A 16,942-nucleotide genomic window follows, 5' to 3' on the forward strand; every position below is an offset into this window, starting at 1 on the left:
CCTAATCTTTATAGCTGCGGGATGCATTCCAGAATCTCGGTAGGATATACATTATTGCATTAAAGCACTGGATATCCATTCAGGTTTTATTGTGTCATAATTAGCCGTTTGTGATCGTCGGCGGCCTCCAGTGCGGCCTGGCAAAGAGCGTTTAAACCGGGAAAGGTGAATGGATAAGATCGAAGTTCGGGGCGCCCGCACCCACAATCTCAAAAATATTAACCTCGACATTCCACGCGACAAGTTGATTGTCGTGACTGGGCTTTCGGGTTCTGGCAAATCCTCACTGGCTTTCGACACCTTATACGCCGAGGGGCAACGTCGTTACGTTGAGTCTCTCTCCGCCTATGCGCGTCAGTTCCTGTCATTGATGGAAAAGCCTGATGTCGACCACATTGAAGGCTTGTCGCCTGCGATTTCTATCGAGCAGAAATCTACCTCGCACAACCCACGTTCCACCGTCGGCACTATCACTGAAATTCATGACTACCTGCGCCTGCTTTATGCCCGCGTAGGTGAGCCGCGTTGCCCGGATCACAATGTTACTCTTGCGGCGCAAACCGTGAGTCAGATGGTCGATAACGTTTTAGCTCAGCCGGAAGGCAGGCGCCTGATGCTGCTTGCGCCAATCATTAAAGATAGAAAAGGCGAGCACAGCAAAACGCTGGAAAACCTGGCAAGCCAGGGTTATATCCGCGCAAGGATCGACGGCGAAGTGTGCGATCTATCCGATCCACCAAAACTTGAGCTGCAAAAGAAACACACCATCGAAGTGGTGGTTGACCGTTTTAAAGTTCGTGAGGATTTAGCGCAACGTCTGGCCGAATCATTTGAGACAGCGTTGGATTTATCTGGCGGTTCTGCTGTTGTCGCCGATATGGATGACGAAAAAGCTGAAGAATTGCTGTTCTCGGCAAACTTTGCCTGCCCAATTTGCGGCTATAGCATGCGTGAGCTGGAACCTCGTCTGTTCTCGTTCAACAACCCGGCCGGTGCCTGCCCAACCTGTGACGGGCTTGGCGTGCAGCAATATTTCGACCCGGATCGTGTTGTGCAAAACGGTGAGCTTTCCCTTGCTGGCGGCGCAATTCGTGGCTGGGATCGCCGTAACTTCTATTACTTCACGATGATGCGTTCGCTTGCGGAGCATTTCAAATTCGATATCGAAACGCCGTGGAACGAACTAACAGCCAGCGTGAAAAGCGTGGTGCTTAACGGCTCCGGTAAAGAAAGCATTGAGTTCAAATATATAAACGACCGTGGCGACACCTCGGTGCGCCGCCATCCGTTCGAAGGCGTTCTGCATAATATGGAGCGTCGCTACAAAGAGACTGAATCTTCTGCAGTGCGTGAAGAACTGGCGAAATTTATCAGCAACCGTTCATGCGCAAGCTGTGAAGGTACACGCCTGCGTCGTGAAGCACGCCATGTGTTTGTCGAAAACACGCCGTTGCCTACTATCTCTGATATGAGCATCGGCCATGCGATGGAATTCTTCCAGAACATGAAACTCAGCGGCCAGCGGGCGCAAATTGCTGAGAAAGTGCTGAAAGAGATTGGTGACCGCCTGAAATTCCTGGTGAACGTCGGTCTGAACTATCTGTCGCTATCACGTTCAGCTGAAACGCTGTCCGGTGGTGAAGCGCAACGTATTCGTCTGGCAAGCCAGATTGGTGCGGGTCTTGTCGGCGTGATGTATGTGCTCGATGAACCCTCTATCGGCCTGCACCAGCGTGATAACGAACGCCTACTGGAAACTTTGATTCACCTGCGCGATCTCGGTAACACCGTGATTGTGGTTGAGCACGATGAAGATGCTATCCGCGCCGCAGACCATATTATCGATATCGGCCCTGGTGCCGGTGTTCACGGTGGCCAGGTGGTTGCTGAAGGCACCATGCAGGACATCATGGATGTGCCTGAATCCCTGACCGGACAGTTCCTTAGCGGGAAACGTGGAATTGTGGTGCCGAAAAACCGCGTGCCTGCCGATCCGGAGAAAGTACTTAAATTGGTTGGTGCGAAAGGCAACAACCTGAAAGATGTGACACTGACGCTACCGGTAGGTTTGTTTACCTGTGTGACCGGGGTTTCCGGTTCCGGGAAATCAACGCTGATTAACGACACCTTGTTCCCGATTGCTCAAACTCAATTGAATGGTGCAACGCTTGCAGAACCTTCGCCATACCGCGAAGTTCACGGTCTGGAGCATTTCGACAAAGTTATTGATATCGACCAAAGCCCAATTGGCCGTACGCCTCGTTCAAACCCTGCGACTTACACCGGCGTGTTTACGCCTGTGCGTGAGCTGTTTGCAGGCGTGCCGGAATCCCGTGCACGAGGTTATACGCCGGGTCGTTTCAGCTTTAACGTGCGTGGTGGGCGTTGCGAAGCCTGCCAGGGCGACGGCGTGATCAAAGTCGAAATGCACTTCTTGCCGGACATTTACGTGCCGTGCGACCAGTGCAAAGGCAAACGCTACAACCGCGAAACGCTGGAAGTTAAGTACAAAGGCAAGAGCATCCACGAAGTGCTGGATATGACCATTGAAGATGCTCGTGAGTTCTTTGATGCCGTACCTGCGCTGGCGCGTAAGCTGCAAACGTTAATCGACGTGGGTCTGTCTTACATTCGTCTTGGGCAGTCAGCAACGACGTTGTCAGGCGGTGAGGCACAACGTGTGAAACTGGCGCGTGAGCTTTCTAAGCGCGGCACCGGGCAAACGCTGTATATCCTCGATGAACCGACGACTGGCCTGCACTTTGCAGATATTCAGCAATTGTTGGAAGTTCTGCATCAGTTGCGCGACCAGGGCAACACCATTGTGGTTATCGAGCATAATCTGGACGTGATTAAAACCGCAGACTGGATTGTTGACCTTGGCCCAGAAGGCGGTAGCGGCGGGGGCGAAATTCTCGTTTCCGGTACGCCTGAAACCGTGGCGGAATGCGAGGCATCACATACCGCTCGTTTCCTTAAGCCTTTGCTGAAATAGTCGAATCAGTCAGAAAGCTGCTGCCTGGTTTGCTGAGGCAGCAGCGATAATGCCTGCTGATACGAAGCATCCACCAGGTAGTAAATCTGCGAGTCCGGAAGTGTGCCATCCAGGTAAAGCGTGCTCCAGTGCGCTTTATTCAAATGCGCGCTAGGATGCACATCACTATGTTGTTCACGTAATAAGTCGGCAAGTGCCGGGCTGGCTTTTAACGACACCGCCGGGCGTGCTTCCACGTCATGCACCATCGCATACATCACATCCGCCACCTTTATTTGTGTGGCCTTCCAGTCGCTATGAACCGTTTGTTCCGCTCCGGGTTTGTTCATGCAGTACTGCAATAGCTCCGAATTGGTCATTTTATTCCCCTTGAGAGACTCCCGTGAAAACGATGTGCTGGCCAGTTTAAGTCGCTGGCACCTCTAAGTGTGCGAGCAACTAGCCAAAAGGTAAAACTCAACGGGGAAATTTTGATGAAAAAAACGGCGACGGGATTGGTATTGCGTCATTAAAACCGATTTTACCCTAAATAATTCGAGTTGCATGACAAAAGGCTTTAGCCTTTTGAGCAGCGCTTGCGCTGACCTCGACAGAGGCGAGGCTTTGCCGAGTAACGCGGCAAGTGAACTCACCCCTGGAGCTTACTAAAGTAAGTGACTGGGGTGAGTGAGCGCAGCCAACACACCTGCGGCTTGAAGTATGACGGGTAAATTAATATTCAGAGTTAACAATCACTTCTTCGCCAAATGCCCCTGCTTTTGGCAATGGCTGATAGCTGGAGTTTGAAGCGCGTAGCAGGCGAATACCTCTCGCACCTACGTCCTGAGCGGCAGTAATATCGCCGTCTGAGTCACCGTAGAACACTTTGATTTTCTTATCTTTCAGCCACTGCGTCTTCGTATTTTGCCCAGGTTTATCACCAGCAAAAATAACCGGGTTAACGCTGGCTTGCGGGATCAGGAAATCATTTTGTAGCGTTTGGGTCACGGTTTCTGTTTTGGTCTGGCTGCGGCCTGTCACAAAGTAGATGCTGTCGCCGCGTTTGAGGTGCATGGCGATAAGATTTTTCGCCACTTCTTTTGGCATACTGAACTCATCCCAGCCGTTGTTCATTTTTTCCCAGAAAGCAGGGTTTTTCAGGTAATCCTGTTTCCCTGGAGAAAACTCTTTTTGCCCGCGATAGAAGCCAGGGCTTGAGAAAAGCACCGTGTCGTCAATATCGAAACCAACCGCTATCGGGGCACGCCCCAACAGGCTATTTTCAATTTGAGCAACGGAAACCCAGTGAACAGGAACTTGCTGAGCCAGTTGTGCAACAGTCACACCAGGGTTGAGCTGAGCAGGTACAGATTCCTTAGCAACAACAGACTGATTCAATCCCAATAACAAACAAACGGCACTTAATGCCATAGTTAGCTTACGCATCATTTTCCCTTTAATTATGATTAGTGAGGGTGATAAAGCAGAACAGATGGTCAAAAATCAATTCGACCATACCGATGCGAAAGCGCCAGAGGAAGGAATTTTTCAAGATTTATCATAGAAAAAGGCGATGATCACACATCGCCTTTTTAAGATTAAAAGTAAGTGAGTACTTACATTACAGCTGAAAACGCCTGTGCCACACGCTGTACGTTATTGCTGTTAAGTCCTGCGACACACATCCGCCCGCTGGCGATCAGATACACGCCAAACTCATCACGCAGGCGGTCAACCTGTTCCGAGCTCAGGCCGGTATAGCTGAACATGCCACGTTGTTGCAGCAGATAGTCGAAGTTGCGATCTGGCATTTCCGCTTTCAGCACGGAAACCAAAGCCTGGCGCATATCAAGAATACGGCGACGCATGGTTTCTACTTCAGCCAGCCAGTTGGCTTTCAGTTGTTCGTCGTTCAACACCAACGCCACCACCTGCGCACCAAAGTTTGGCGGGCTGGAGTAGTTGCGGCGCACAGTTGCTTTCAACTGACCCAGTACACGGCTTGCGGTTTCTGCGTTTTCGCAGACAACAGAAAGGCCGCCGACACGCTCGCCATACAGCGAGAAAATCTTCGAGAACGAGTTGCTGACCAACGCAGGAAGCCCGGCACTAGCTATTGCGCGAATCGCATAGGCATCAGCTTCCATACCAGCGCCAAAGCCCTGATAGGCAATATCCAGGAATGGAATCAGTTCGCGAGCTTTGAGAATTTCAACCACTGCGTCCCACTGTGGATCCGTCAGGTCAGAACCTGTCGGGTTATGACAGCACGGATGCAGCAGTACGATACTTTGTGCAGGTAGGGTATTCAGGGTTTCCAGCAATGCTTCGAAGCGCACGCCGTTGGTCTCGGTATCGAACCACGGGTAGGTATTCACTTCAAAACCGGCACCGCCAAAGATAGCGACATGATTTTCCCAGGTCGGATCGCTGACCCACACCTGGGAATTTGGGAAATAAGTTTTCAGGAAATCCGCACCCACTTTCAACGCACCGGAGCCGCCAAGTGTCTGAATCGTCGCAATACGACCTTCAATGAGTGCCGGGTGGTTTGCACCAAACAGCAGCGGAGCAATCGCGCTGCGATAGCTGTTCAGCCCTTCCATCGGCAGGTAAATCGACGCGCCATGCGGTTGAGAATTCAGGCGTTCTTCAGCTTGAGCCACGGCCTGCAACTGCGGGATGATCCCATCTTCGTTGTAATAGAGGCCAATGCTGAGGTTGACCTTGTCGCTACGCGGATCAACTTTGAAACGTTCCATAAGGGAAAGGATTGGGTCGCCAGCATAGGCGTCAACTTTTTGAAACACGGTGAGGTTCTCCTGGTTTACAGTGTCGCGGACAACCAATGTAAACCGGAAGTTGGGGCGAGATCGAGGGGTTTATGCTTAGAAACACCCCTCTCCCTGAGGGCGGTCTCTTATACACAACTCACTCAGGCAATCTTGTCAGGGTGAGATCTTTAAGCCTCGTTGATTTTCCGTTCACCCGTGCGTTCAGTTATCTCTTTCATTCCCGAAAACGGTGAACGTATCAAGGAGAGAACGCCCTCTCCTTGATAATCCTTGCGCCCGGTCATTAAATTGCCGCTGCGCGGTAAACCCCAGCTTATCCCCAACATCAGGGTCGTTCGCGACTCGCTCCCGGCGGATCGCTCTCTTTCGCTGCTCCCGGCAGCTCAACCCTGACTTATGGGGAACACTGAGGCAATTTATACCGGGTACAAGGTCAAAACCTGCTCGGTGCTGTCTTTGGGTTTTGACGTTGACCTTTGGTTCCGGCTTCAATCGCTATATGAAACACGGAACACCGGGTGAACGGAACTGTCTCCCAACTTAAAAAGATGAGACTAAGAGACAGCCCCGAGGGAGAGGGGGGAAGACAAGAAAACTAGTCCAGGTATTCCATCGCAACCCTTGAGGTCAGGCGCGTAATAAGTTCGTAAGCACTCACTTTTGTGATTTCAGCAATACGTTCAACCGGCAGGCTATCACCCCACATCACCACGCTATCACCCACTTTGTCTGCTGACTGTGGGCCAAGATCGACACAAATCATGTCCATCGCCACACGCCCGACAATTGGCACTTCACGACCATTCACCAGCACAGGGGTGCCAGAAGGCGCTGCGCGCGGGTAGCCATCTCCATAACCAATAGCAACCACACCCAGACGAGTATCGCGCTCGGCAATCCATGTACCGCCGTAACCGACCGCTTCACCGGCTTTGTGCGCACGCACCGCAATCAGACTGGAAGTCAGAGACATCACTGGCTGACAACCAAAATCTGTGCCGCACGATTGTTGCTCCAACGGAGAAACGCCGTACAAGATAATGCCTGGACGAACCCAATCCATATGCGAGTCTGGCCACAACAGGATGCCACCGGATGCGCCAATAGAACGCTCTCCAGGCTTGCCCGCGGTAAACGAATTGAAAATATCGAGCTGACGCAGTGTGGCGTCAGATTCTGGTTCATCTGCACGGGCAAAATGGCTGACGATATTCACCGGCTGGCTGACGTTTTTACAGCGCGAAAGGCGCTGATAAAACGCCTCAGCTTCTTCAGGCAAGATGCCCAACCGATGCATGCCGGTATCCAGTTTCATCCACACGGTAATCGGATGGCTTAACTCAGCCTGTTCCAGTGCTTCAAGCTGTTCGATGCAGTGGATGGCAGTCTGGAAATTTTGCTCGGCAATGGTCGCAAGGTCGCTTGCATTAAAGAAGCCTTCCAGCAGCAGAATGGGCTGAGTGATGCCCCCGGCACGTAAGCGAACACCTTCCTCAAGACGGGCCACGCCGAAGGCATCAGCATCGGTCAGTGTTTGGGCTGTCTCCAGCAGACCATGCCCATATGCGTTTGCTTTCACAACCGCCACCATACGGCTGGCTGGAGCCAGTTCGCGCAGGCGTTGCAGGTTGTGTCGCAGAGCGCGGCGGTTAATTTTTACGGTTGCCGCTTGCATGTTCGTTCCTTGCTAAAAATTAATATTTGATCACGCAAATCCTCAAAATCATTCGTTTCACAACAAGGCGGCAAGAGAACTCGTCCCGATGAGCTTACTAAAGTAAGTGATTCGGGCGAGTGAACGCAGCCAACACAGTTGTGGCACGAAGGATGACGAGGATTTAGTCTTCGTCGTACTGAGGGCCTGCATAGTTATCGAAACGCGAGAACTGCCCGTTAAACGTCAGGCGCACGGTGCCGATTGGGCCGTTACGCTGCTTACCGAGGATGATTTGCGCGATGCCTTTCTCGTCACTGTTGTCGTTATAAACTTCGTCACGATAGATAAACATAATCAAGTCGGCATCCTGCTCGATGGAGCCTGATTCACGCAAGTCGGAGTTAACCGGGCGTTTATCTGCACGTTGTTCCAGGGAACGGTTAAGCTGCGAGAGCGCAACGACTGGCACCTGTAGCTCTTTTGCCAGCGCTTTTAGCGAGCGCGAAATCTCGGCGATTTCCAGCGTACGGTTGTCGGAAAGCGACGGCACACGCATTAATTGCAGGTAGTCGATCATGATCAGGCTCAGGCCACCATGTTCGCGGTAGATACGGCGCGCGCGGGAGCGCACTTCCGTTGGCGTCAGGCCTGAGGAGTCATCAATGTACATGTTGCGTTTTTCAAGCAGGATGCCCATGGTGCTGGAAATTCGCGCCCAGTCTTCATCATCAAGCTGGCCGGTACGGATTTTGGTTTGGTCAACACGCGACAATGACGCAAGCATACGCATCATGATTTGTTCGCCGGGCATCTCGAGGCTGAAAATCAGCACCGGTTTTTCCTGCAACATCGCGGCGTTTTCGCACAAGTTCATCGCAAAGGTGGTTTTACCCATCGACGGACGCGCCGCCACAATGATCAGATCCGATTTTTGCAGACCCGCTGTTTTCTTGTTCAAATCCTGGTAGCCCGTATCCACACCCGTTACGCCATCATGTGGCGTCTGGTACAGCGTTTCGATACGCGAGACTGTCGCTTCGAGGATTTGGTCGATACTTTTCGGACCTTCGTCTTTATTCGCACGGCTCTCAGCAATCTGGAACACACGGGATTCGGCGAGGTCGAGCAAATCTTCACTGGTTCGCCCTTGAGGGTCGTAACCGGCATCGGCGATTTCATTCGCCACAGAAATCATTTCACGCACTACGGCACGTTCGCGCACGATATCAGCATAAGCACTGATGTTCGCAGCACTTGGCGTATTTTTTGATAATTCGGCCAGATAGGCGAAACCACCGACACTTTCCAGGTTGCCCTGAAGTTCCAGAGATTCAGAAAGCGTGATCAGGTCGATTGGCTTGCTCATTTCGAGCAAACGCTGCATTTCGGTGAAGATCATGCGGTGTGGACGGCTGAAAAAATCGTTAGCCACGACGCGCTCGGAAACGTTATCCCAGCGTTCGTTGTCCAGCATTAAACCGCCCAACACCGACTGCTCCGCTTCCAGAGAATGTGGCGGCATTTTCAGCCCTTCCATCTGACGATCGCGGGGTTCTTTCGGTTTGTTGAAGGGTTTATTTCCTGCCATAGTGAGGGAGTTACCAAAATCAGATAAGAGAGACGAGAGTTTACTCTATCTCCCTCCGAGGAAACAGAAGGAGTTCTCATGGCAACACGCATTGAATTTAGTCAGCACGGCGGACCAGAAGTCTTAAAAGTTGTTGAATTCACCCCAACCGCACCCGCAGAAAACGAAGTCCAGGTTGAGAACAAAGCGATTGGTATCAACTACATCGACACCTATATTCGCAGCGGTTTATACCCACCTCCGATGCTACCAAGCGGCCTCGGCACTGAAGCTGCGGGCGTAGTCAGTAAAATTGGCAGCGCGGTAACACATATTAAAGTTGGCGATCGTGTGGTCTATGCACAGTCAGGACTTGGCGCTTACAGCAGTGTTCATAACGTACCGGCAGATAAAGTAGCAAAACTCCCGGACGCTATCTCTTTCGAACAAGCTGCTGCTTCCTTCCTTAAAGGGCTGACGGTCTATTATTTGCTGCGTAAAACCTACGATATTAAAGCCAACGAAGTTTTCTTGTTCCATGCTGCAGCCGGCGGCGTGGGGCTGATTGCCTGCCAGTGGGCAAAAGCGCTGGGTGCCAAATTAATTGGCACTGTCGGTTCTGCGCAAAAAGCAGAAAGCGCCAAAAAAGCCGGAGCCTGGCAAACCATTAACTATCGCGAAGAGAATCTTGTCGAACGGGTGAAAGAGATAACCGGCGGCAAGAAAGTGGCGGTGGTTTATGACTCGGTCGGGAAAGATACTTGGGAATCGTCGCTCGATTGCCTGCAACGGCAAGGTTTGATGGTGAGTTTTGGGAACTCTTCCGGCCCGGTGACGGGCGTGAATCTGGGGATCCTGAACCAGAAAGGCTCGCTGTATGTTACGCGTCCGTCACTAAATGGTTACGTCACCACGCGTGAAGAGCTGGAAGAAGCGTGCAACGAGCTGTTCTCGTTGATTGCCAGCGGCGTGATAAAAGTGGATGTGGCGGATAGCCAGAAGTTTGCCCTGAGCGATGCTGCACTGGCTCATGCAACACTTGAGAGCCGCAGCACGCAAGGTTCTAGTTTGCTGATTCCATAAAAGAATTTGGGCCTCCCGAGGGAAGCCCATTCTTTTTTTGTTCGCTCTGTATGTAGGGTACAGCGCGATGAATTCGTTTTTTTGCAACCCGGTAATAATGTCAGGTTTGGTAAATAATTGATATCCCACAGCCCGCGAACTTAGCCAGAAAGATGCGAGGTTGTGATCAACTCCGCAATACCTGAGCAATTCACACGGTTATTGCTGCTAAAATTTAGCGCTTATCCGCAACCAACGACAAAGCATGTTCCACAACGTCGATTCCTGCACCGGCTTTATGGGCATTTTCACTCAGATAACGACGCCATTGGCGCGCACCCGGAATACCCTGGAAAAGTCCCAACATATGGCGAGTGACATGGCCTAAATAAGTGCCGTTTGCCAGTTCACGCTCAATGTACGGATACATGGCACGAACCGCTGCAACGGTGTCGATTTCCGGCGAATCAATACCAAAAATCTCCCGGTCAACCGCCGTCAGCAGGCCAGGGTTTTGATAGGCTTCGCGCCCCACCATTACGCCGTCCATATGTTCCAGATGCGTTTTAGCTTCTTCCAGCGTTTTAATTCCACCGTTAATCGCCATCGTCAGATGCGGGAAATCACGCTTTAACTGATAAACACGCGGGTAATCCAGCGGTGGAATTTCACGGTTTTCTTTCGGGCTTAAACCAGAAAGCCAGGCTTTACGGGCGTGGATGATAAACATCTCGCATTCACCCTTCCCGGCTACCGTGCCAATAAAATCGCAGAGAAATTCGTAGCTATCCTGGTCGTCAATGCCGATACGCGTTTTGACAGTAACCGGAATAGAAACCACATCACGCATCGCTTTAATACAATCGGCAACGCGCTGCGCGTCCGCCATTAAACACGCGCCAAACATGCCATTTTGCACACGATCTGACGGGCAACCCACGTTCAGGTTAATTTCATCGTAGCCGCGCTCTTGCGCCAGTTTCGCGCAAATAGCCAATGCAGCCGGATCGCTACCGCCTAATTGCAGCGCGATAGGATGCTCGTCTTCGCTGTACGCCAGATAGTCCCCTTTGCCATGAATAATTGCACCGGTTGTCACCATTTCGGTGTACAGCAGTGTCTGGCTAGATAACTGACGCAAAAAATAACGGCAGTGGCGATCGGTCCAGTCAAGCATCGGCGCAATAGAGAAACGATGTGGCTGGAAAGGAGTCTGGCTGATTTGTGAGGACATAGGCACTGGCGTTTACGGGCTACGGTTAAAAAAGGGTCGCTACTATAGCATAAAGCAGCGTCGGGACACCCGCTCGTCCCGACTGCTATTTTTATCAGAAGGTAACGCTAAGCTGCGCTCCGGCCCCCCATGTCTGGTCTTCGCCGTATAGCCCCATTAAATCAACATGAACACGATTAAATGGCGCAAAACCAACACCGCCGGTAAAGACGTTGCTGTCGTTTGATTTGACGTCGGCACGATAACCCGCACGCACGGCAAGCCATGGCAGCGGCGTAATTTCTGCACCGACGCCAACGTACTGCGAGTCTTCTTCGCTTTTGAAGCCTTTGGTTTCGGTGAGATCACCATCGGCGCTAAGGGTGATGAGATCGTTATGCCAGGCTACACCAGCCGTCACCAATGGACGAATCTGGTACGTGTCTTTGTAGTTAGTTGTCTCACCGGTTCTGCCATTGGTGATCAGAATATCTTTGGTATCAATGTCACGCGAAATCAGGTTCTGACCGCTCAGACCAACCGTCCAGTTTTCGCCGAAATCGGCCGCCAGGCCCGCATCCACATTGAAACCGGTATCATCATTGCGATAGCGGCTGCTATTCCAGTCACTGCTATCGTAGTTATAAATCGAGGTGGTGTAGTTATAGAGCCAGGTTTTTTGCAACTTCGGTGTGACGCCAAAAGAAACCGGCACTCCACCGAGATCAAACTCCTTCGCAAGCGCCACGCCATAGTCAGAGACAATAGCCGCACGGCCAGAAGCAGTAGAATTCAGATTGCTGGTGATAACATCGGAGCCATTAATAGCGGCATCAAACGCAACGCCCCCGGCCACTGCCCGAGAACCGGCGATGCTATTGAGATAATCGATATCTTGCTGATCGATGGAAGAACTAACATGCGCACGCGCATAGGCTTTTGCGACAAAAGCCACTGAAAGCACGTCGTTTGGAATACTGACTGCGATACTGGCACCCGCCTTCGCGTTTGCCGTTTTTCCTTTCAGATCATTCAGCTCACCAGCCAGATCGCCCGCAGCACTCTGAAACTGGCTGAGCGAACCATTTGGATTTAAAATGATATCCTGCAGGGTGAGATCGTCGATAACGTTTTTGTATTGATCAACCTTATCGCTAATGTCATCAATCTGATCCTGCAGATTATCTTTATCCGTAATTTGCGCACTCACAGACGGTAGAATAACCGTCACTGTGTCGTCCTGCTTAGCCTTAGCCAGCAACGCGGGGTTCGTAAGCACCCCACTTCCGTAGCTCGCGGAAGCGACACCAGTACCACCCATTGCATCACTTCGTGCTTCAGACCATGTGCCCGCCGCATAAGCGTGATTTGCCATAAATAAAGATGCGGCGCTAAACGCCGCCAAAGTTTTCATTTTTTTCATTCACCACACGTCCGTCTGTTGATCAGATGTAATAACTGCCCCTGCCAGTTATGACTGAACAGAGGCGGACTATTGCTGTGAATAAAAGGCTGAAAAGTGGGCTGTTTCGCCCATCGGAATCCCGTTTCTATCCTTCAGGATTATGAGTTCAAAATTTCCATGCAAACTTATTTATAGTTTACCGTTCGGTTTTCGTGAAGGCTGACCGTCATGTGGGCCGAAAAATTGGGGGGGATGATCAATCCATCGATCCTGTCGCTGTGCGGCATAGCCTGGGTTTAGCGGGTAATAAATTCGATTCTCAGCTTTATTTGCCTCCCCCACAATTAGCAGTCGGACTTCATGCTCTGTGTTGTTGATAAAGGTATGGCAGGTACCTGTTCCAGCGGGGAAACCAACGCTATCGCCAGGTTCAAGTGGGTAAAGGTGCCCATTAATCCACACTTGTGGATGCCCTTCGAGCACATAAGCAAACTCTTCTTCGCTGCTTTCAGCATGAGGATAAGATGTGCGGCGACCTGGTAGCAGGCGCTCATGATGAATTCCCAGGCGATTAAGACCCAGCTTGCGGGCCAGTGGCGCGCCAATAGAAAACCGCTCTGCGCTGTCTGGATAAGTCGAATCATCGTCACCTTCTATTTCCTTCCAGTGGCGAATGCAATCAGGTTTATTCATAACAAACTCCGGGATAGTCATCTCAAAAGGTTGTGGCTAAGCGCACCACTCGGCGTTTTTTGCGCGTTGTGATAAAGTGTAGGGCTAATCTACAGGGGAATACTGATGGACATCACGACTTCACAAAACGTGTTAGCGCAGGCTGAAAAACTATGCGAGCAGCGTAATGTGCGCCTGACACCACAACGTCTTGAAGTATTGCGTTTGCTGACTCAGCAAGCAGGCGCTATCAGTGCTTATGATTTGCTGGATTTATTGCGTGCCAGCGAACCGCAAGCTAAACCCCCGACAGTGTATCGTGCGCTCGATTTTCTGCTCGAACAAGGTTTTGTACACCGTGTAGAGTCCACCAACAGCTATGTGTTGTGCAATCTTATCGATCAGCCAACTCACTCATCTGCGATGTTTATTTGTGATCGATGTGGTGCGGTGAAGGAGCGTAGTGCGGAAGGTGTGGAAGATATCATGCACCAACTGGCGGCCCAGTTAGGGTTTGCTCTGCATCATAACGTTATTGAGGCGCATGGTTTATGCAGCGCGTGTGCAGAAGTTGAAGCTTGTAGCCACCCGGATGCTTGCGGGCATGACCACTCCATTCAGAGTAAAAAGAAGTCACGTTAGATTGGTTGGATTTGAGTTGAATGGAACGGTACATCCATGTACCTGGGCAGGGTAGCCTTGAGAACTAACACATCTAAGGGAAACTAATTACCAACGGTATTTGTTGCGAGTTTCCCAATCAACGACTTCTTCCTCTGCCTTATCCTTTTCGTACCCATAACGCTCTTGAATTTTACCGACAAGCTGATCGCGTTTGCCTTCGATGACAGTCATATCATCGTCAGTCAGTTTGCCCCATTTCTCTTTTACTGTGCCTTTAAACTGTTTCCAGTTACCGCCGATTTCGTCTTTATTCATAATAATATCCTCATCGTTCGGGGAAGAACTGCTAAAAAATTACCAACGTCCAATGTGCTGCCATTTGGCCAACACCACTCTATCTGCTGGACGTGATAATAATTGTAGTCAAGGATATGGTGGTACGGAGAAAACTAAGAATCTTTAACCATACGGCTTAACTTTGTACGTTGTTAAACCAGCTATTTTGCTGCCAGTGACGACGCCAAATCCAACCTAACGCCAGCCCCCGCAGAGCAAGGAATACCGCCACAGAAAGCCATAACCCGTGGTTGCCTAAATACGGAACCGTGAAGAGCGTTAGCCCGAAACCAACAGCGGCAACCGCCATGCTATTACGCATCTCAGCTCCCCTTGTCGCGCCAATAAACATCCCATCCAGCAAGTAGCACCAGACACCGACTACGGGTAATACAATCTGCCAGTGGAGATAGCGATCGGCCTGTAGCTGTAATTGGGGAATGGACGTCAGAAGAGAAACAATTTGCTCGCCAAATAGGGCATACACCACGGCAAACATGAGCGCGACTAAACCCGCCTGGCGACAGGCAGCACCCCAAACCTCGAGTAGTTGGCCGCGATTCTTTGCGCCATAAGCTTGCCCGGAATGGGCTTCAACGGCATAGGCAAAACCATCAAGCGCATAAGCGGTAAACGTCAGAAGCGTCATTAATACCGCATTGACGGCGACAATTTCGCTACCTAAGCGCGCACCAAAGATGGTCACTGATGCAAAGCACACTTGCAGTAATAACGAGCGCAACATGATGTCCCGATTGAGCGCCAGTAAGCGCCGAACATTGCCACGCCAGGACTGCTTAATCATCTCAAAGCTGATACCACGCATGCCCATAACCTTCTTCACCATCAGCAATCCGATGAAAAATGTCGCGTATTCAGCAGTGACAGTCGCAAGTGCCGCCCCTTGAACATCAAGGTGCAACCCCATCACCAGCCACACATCCAGTACGATATTCAGAACATTGCCGACTACCAGCAAGATAACCGGAGCTCGTGCGTATTGAACCCCTAACAACCATCCTAGTAGAACCAGGTTGGCAAGCGAGGCTGGCGCACTTAGCCAGCGGATTTCAAGAAAGCGTTGTGCTTGTACGAGCACATCCTGATTGCCACCAACAATTTGTAAAGCGAGTGAAATGAGGGGATCGCGCAGTAAGACAATTGCCACCCCTGCCCCAAGTGCCAGCAATAGTGGTTGCACCAGTGCACGAGCTAACGCTGAGGGATTATTGGCGCCAAAAGCCTGAGCAGTTAAGCCTGTGGTACTCATTCGTAAAAACAGCAGCAACATAAACAGGAAGCTGGTTGCTGTCGCACCAATGGCAACACCGCCCAAGTAAACAGGACTATCCAGATGACCAATCACAGCCGTATCGACAAGGCCAAGCAGCGGAACAGTAATGTTGGAGAAAATCATGGGTAAAGCGAGGCGCCAGAGCGCACGATCCGCTGTGGAGAATAATTGCATGACCTCTCCTAAAGGAGATCAAAGAGAATTAAGACAGTGATGCGCATTCTAAATGCGCATCACCTAAAGAGATTTTACAGCCAGTCGCCGTTGCGAATAACCCCAACAGCCAGCCCTTCAATTGAGAAGTTATGCTCGCGCAGGTCAACCACGATCGGTTCAAACTCACTGTTTTCTGGCAGCAGATGAACTGTATTGCCCTGTTGTTTTAAGCGCTTAACGGTAACTTCATCATCGATACGCGCGACAACAACCTGGCCATTACGCACATCCTGAGTTTTATGAACCGCAAGCAGGTCGCCATCCATAATGCCGATGTCTTTCATTGACATACCGCTGACGCGCAGCAAGAAGTCGGCATTTGGTTTAAACAGTGATGGGTCGACCTGGTAATGGCCTTCGATATGTTGCTGCGCAAGCAGTGGCTCACCTGCAGCAACACGCCCAACCAGTGGAATACCAGTGACTTCTTCCACCAACAGGCGGATACCACGGGATGCGCCTGAAACAATTTCAAGCACACCTTTACGGGCAAGTGCTTTTAAATGCTCTTCAGCGGCGTTCGGAGAACGGAACCCCAGACGTTGAGCAATCTCGGCACGAGTCGGTGGCATGCCGGTCTGGCTGATATGATCCCGAATAAGATCAAACACCTCTTGCTGCCTGGTAGTTAACGCTTTCATTCCGCCCCCTGGGTGTTTATACAGTTATGCTGTGAGTATATACAGTCAAAGGTCAATTTGGAACCACAAATTAAGCAAAAAACCAGGCACTTAACTATTCTGGAAAGATCACCGCAAATGCGACCAAAGCAACGTGACCCAGGTAATTACTGCGAGGATAATTGAAATTAATACAGCGGCCGAGCCCATATCTTTGGCGCGTCCTGAAAGCTCGTGATAATCAGTGCCAACACGGTCGACAAGTGCCTCAATAGCGCTATTGAGGATCTCGACAATCATGACCAGCACGACTGAGCCGATAAGTAGAATGCGGGTAATGGGATCGACATCTAACCAACATGCGATGGCAATGGCGATAACAGCAGAAACGCCTTCCTGGCGGAAAGCTGCTTCATTGATCCAGGCTGCTTTGAGCCCTTTCCATGAGTAGCCTGCGGCTTTGATGATACGGGTAAGTCCAGTGGTACTACTCGCCATTTTAGGAAA

General features: G+C 50.9%; 15 protein-coding genes. 3 read left to right on the forward strand and 12 right to left on the reverse strand.

Annotated elements, in window-relative coordinates; translation table 11 throughout:
* Positions 1-169 precede the first annotated feature (169 nt).
* Positions 170-2,995, forward strand: coding sequence for an excinuclease ABC subunit UvrA (gene uvrA, locus LVQ76_RS18785; RefSeq protein WP_232922252.1), 2,826 nt, complete (start codon positions 170-172; stop codon positions 2,993-2,995).
* A 5-nt stretch (positions 2,996-3,000) separates the two neighbouring features.
* Here uvrA and LVQ76_RS18790 read toward each other — a convergent pair whose 3' ends face one another.
* The 5 genes from LVQ76_RS18790 to dnaB form a co-directional block, all read right to left on the reverse strand.
* Positions 3,001-3,354, reverse strand: a complete 354-nt coding sequence (locus tag LVQ76_RS18790; protein ID WP_064515391.1) for an MmcQ/YjbR family DNA-binding protein — start codon at positions 3,352-3,354, stop codon at positions 3,001-3,003.
* A 352-nt stretch (positions 3,355-3,706) separates the two neighbouring features.
* Positions 3,707-4,420: an acid phosphatase AphA gene (gene aphA, locus LVQ76_RS18795; RefSeq protein ID WP_232865356.1), complete on the reverse strand. Its 714-nt coding sequence runs from the start codon at positions 4,418-4,420 to the stop codon at positions 3,707-3,709.
* Positions 4,421-4,590: 170 nt separating this feature from the next.
* Positions 4,591-5,784 carry an aromatic amino acid transaminase gene (tyrB, locus tag LVQ76_RS18800; protein ID WP_232922253.1) on the reverse strand — a complete coding sequence of 398 codons (1,194 nt, stop codon included), beginning with the start codon at positions 5,782-5,784 and terminating at the stop codon, positions 4,591-4,593.
* A 580-nt stretch (positions 5,785-6,364) separates the two neighbouring features.
* On the reverse strand, positions 6,365-7,444 hold the full coding sequence (alr, locus tag LVQ76_RS18805; RefSeq protein WP_232922254.1) for an alanine racemase: 1,080 nt from the start codon (positions 7,442-7,444) through the stop codon (positions 6,365-6,367).
* A 163-nt stretch (positions 7,445-7,607) separates the two neighbouring features.
* Positions 7,608-9,014 (reverse strand): replicative DNA helicase, encoded by a 1,407-nt coding sequence (gene dnaB / locus LVQ76_RS18810; RefSeq protein WP_034492420.1) that lies wholly within the window; start codon positions 9,012-9,014, stop codon positions 7,608-7,610.
* A gap of 78 nt (positions 9,015-9,092) precedes the next feature.
* On the opposite strand from dnaB, the gene LVQ76_RS18815 reads away from it, so the two are divergent.
* Entirely contained in the window at positions 9,093-10,076 is a 984-nt protein-coding gene (locus tag LVQ76_RS18815) for a quinone oxidoreductase (RefSeq protein ID WP_232922255.1), read from the forward strand.
* A gap of 214 nt (positions 10,077-10,290) precedes the next feature.
* Here LVQ76_RS18815 and dusA read toward each other — a convergent pair whose 3' ends face one another.
* The 3 genes from dusA to LVQ76_RS18830 all read right to left on the reverse strand — a co-directional run bounded on the left by dusA (position 10,291) and on the right by LVQ76_RS18830 (position 13,366).
* Positions 10,291-11,289: a tRNA dihydrouridine(20/20a) synthase DusA gene (dusA, locus tag LVQ76_RS18820; protein WP_232865352.1), complete on the reverse strand. Its 999-nt coding sequence runs from the start codon at positions 11,287-11,289 to the stop codon at positions 10,291-10,293.
* A gap of 94 nt (positions 11,290-11,383) precedes the next feature.
* On the reverse strand, positions 11,384-12,691 hold the full coding sequence (locus tag LVQ76_RS18825) for a conjugal transfer protein TraF (RefSeq protein ID WP_232922256.1): 1,308 nt from the start codon (positions 12,689-12,691) through the stop codon (positions 11,384-11,386).
* A gap of 171 nt (positions 12,692-12,862) precedes the next feature.
* The gene (locus LVQ76_RS18830; RefSeq protein WP_232865350.1) at positions 12,863-13,366 is read right to left on the reverse strand and encodes a cupin domain-containing protein; all 504 of its coding nucleotides are present in this window, start codon (positions 13,364-13,366) and stop codon (positions 12,863-12,865) included.
* A 105-nt stretch (positions 13,367-13,471) separates the two neighbouring features.
* Here LVQ76_RS18830 and zur point away from each other — a divergent pair, with 105 nt between their 5' ends.
* Complete coding sequence (gene zur, locus LVQ76_RS18835; protein ID WP_151994223.1) at positions 13,472-13,987, forward strand: zinc uptake transcriptional repressor Zur; 516 nt, start codon at positions 13,472-13,474, stop codon at positions 13,985-13,987.
* An 87-nt stretch (positions 13,988-14,074) separates the two neighbouring features.
* Here the strand turns inward: zur and LVQ76_RS18840 are convergent, their stop codons facing one another.
* From LVQ76_RS18840 to LVQ76_RS18855, 4 genes are all read right to left on the reverse strand, one after another.
* Positions 14,075-14,284 (reverse strand): CsbD family protein, encoded by a 210-nt coding sequence (locus LVQ76_RS18840; protein WP_034492637.1) that lies wholly within the window; start codon positions 14,282-14,284, stop codon positions 14,075-14,077.
* Between the two features lie 157 nt (positions 14,285-14,441).
* Positions 14,442-15,773 (reverse strand): MATE family efflux transporter DinF, encoded by a 1,332-nt coding sequence (dinF, locus tag LVQ76_RS18845; protein WP_232865349.1) that lies wholly within the window; start codon positions 15,771-15,773, stop codon positions 14,442-14,444.
* Positions 15,774-15,847: 74 nt separating this feature from the next.
* Positions 15,848-16,456 (reverse strand): transcriptional repressor LexA, encoded by a 609-nt coding sequence (lexA, locus tag LVQ76_RS18850; protein WP_064515371.1) that lies wholly within the window; start codon positions 16,454-16,456, stop codon positions 15,848-15,850.
* A gap of 108 nt (positions 16,457-16,564) precedes the next feature.
* Complete coding sequence (locus LVQ76_RS18855; RefSeq protein ID WP_064515369.1) at positions 16,565-16,933, reverse strand: diacylglycerol kinase; 369 nt, start codon at positions 16,931-16,933, stop codon at positions 16,565-16,567.
* Positions 16,934-16,942 lie beyond the last annotated feature (9 nt).

The sequence above is a fragment of the Buttiauxella cochleicola genome, assembly GCF_021283185.1.
GTDB lineage: Bacteria > Pseudomonadota > Gammaproteobacteria > Enterobacterales > Enterobacteriaceae > Buttiauxella > Buttiauxella massiliensis.

Bases quoted from the DNA above. Each gene is read 5' to 3' on its own strand.
- LVQ76_RS18830 (WP_232865350.1), bottom strand. From the start codon at position 13,366: ATGAATAAACCTGATTGCATTCGCCACTGGAAGGAAATAGAAGGTGAC.
- zur (WP_151994223.1), top strand. From the start codon at position 13,472: ATGGACATCACGACTTCACAAAACGTGTTAGCGCAGGCTGAAAAACTA.
- dinF (WP_232865349.1), bottom strand. From the start codon at position 15,773: ATGCAATTATTCTCCACAGCGGATCGTGCGCTCTGGCGCCTCGCTTTA.
- dnaB (WP_034492420.1), bottom strand. From the start codon at position 9,014: ATGGCAGGAAATAAACCCTTCAACAAACCGAAAGAACCCCGCGATCGT.
- LVQ76_RS18855 (WP_064515369.1), bottom strand. From the start codon at position 16,933: ATGGCGAGTAGTACCACTGGACTTACCCGTATCATCAAAGCCGCAGGC.
- dusA (WP_232865352.1), bottom strand. From the start codon at position 11,289: ATGTCCTCACAAATCAGCCAGACTCCTTTCCAGCCACATCGTTTCTCT.
- LVQ76_RS18840 (WP_034492637.1), bottom strand. From the start codon at position 14,284: ATGAATAAAGACGAAATCGGCGGTAACTGGAAACAGTTTAAAGGCACA.
- lexA (WP_064515371.1), bottom strand. From the start codon at position 16,456: ATGAAAGCGTTAACTACCAGGCAGCAAGAGGTGTTTGATCTTATTCGG.
- alr (WP_232922254.1), bottom strand. From the start codon at position 7,444: ATGCAAGCGGCAACCGTAAAAATTAACCGCCGCGCTCTGCGACACAAC.
- uvrA (WP_232922252.1), top strand. From the start codon at position 170: ATGGATAAGATCGAAGTTCGGGGCGCCCGCACCCACAATCTCAAAAAT.
- LVQ76_RS18790 (WP_064515391.1), bottom strand. From the start codon at position 3,354: ATGACCAATTCGGAGCTATTGCAGTACTGCATGAACAAACCCGGAGCG.
- aphA (WP_232865356.1), bottom strand. From the start codon at position 4,420: ATGCGTAAGCTAACTATGGCATTAAGTGCCGTTTGTTTGTTATTGGGA.
- LVQ76_RS18815 (WP_232922255.1), top strand. From the start codon at position 9,093: ATGGCAACACGCATTGAATTTAGTCAGCACGGCGGACCAGAAGTCTTA.
- LVQ76_RS18825 (WP_232922256.1), bottom strand. From the start codon at position 12,691: ATGAAAAAAATGAAAACTTTGGCGGCGTTTAGCGCCGCATCTTTATTT.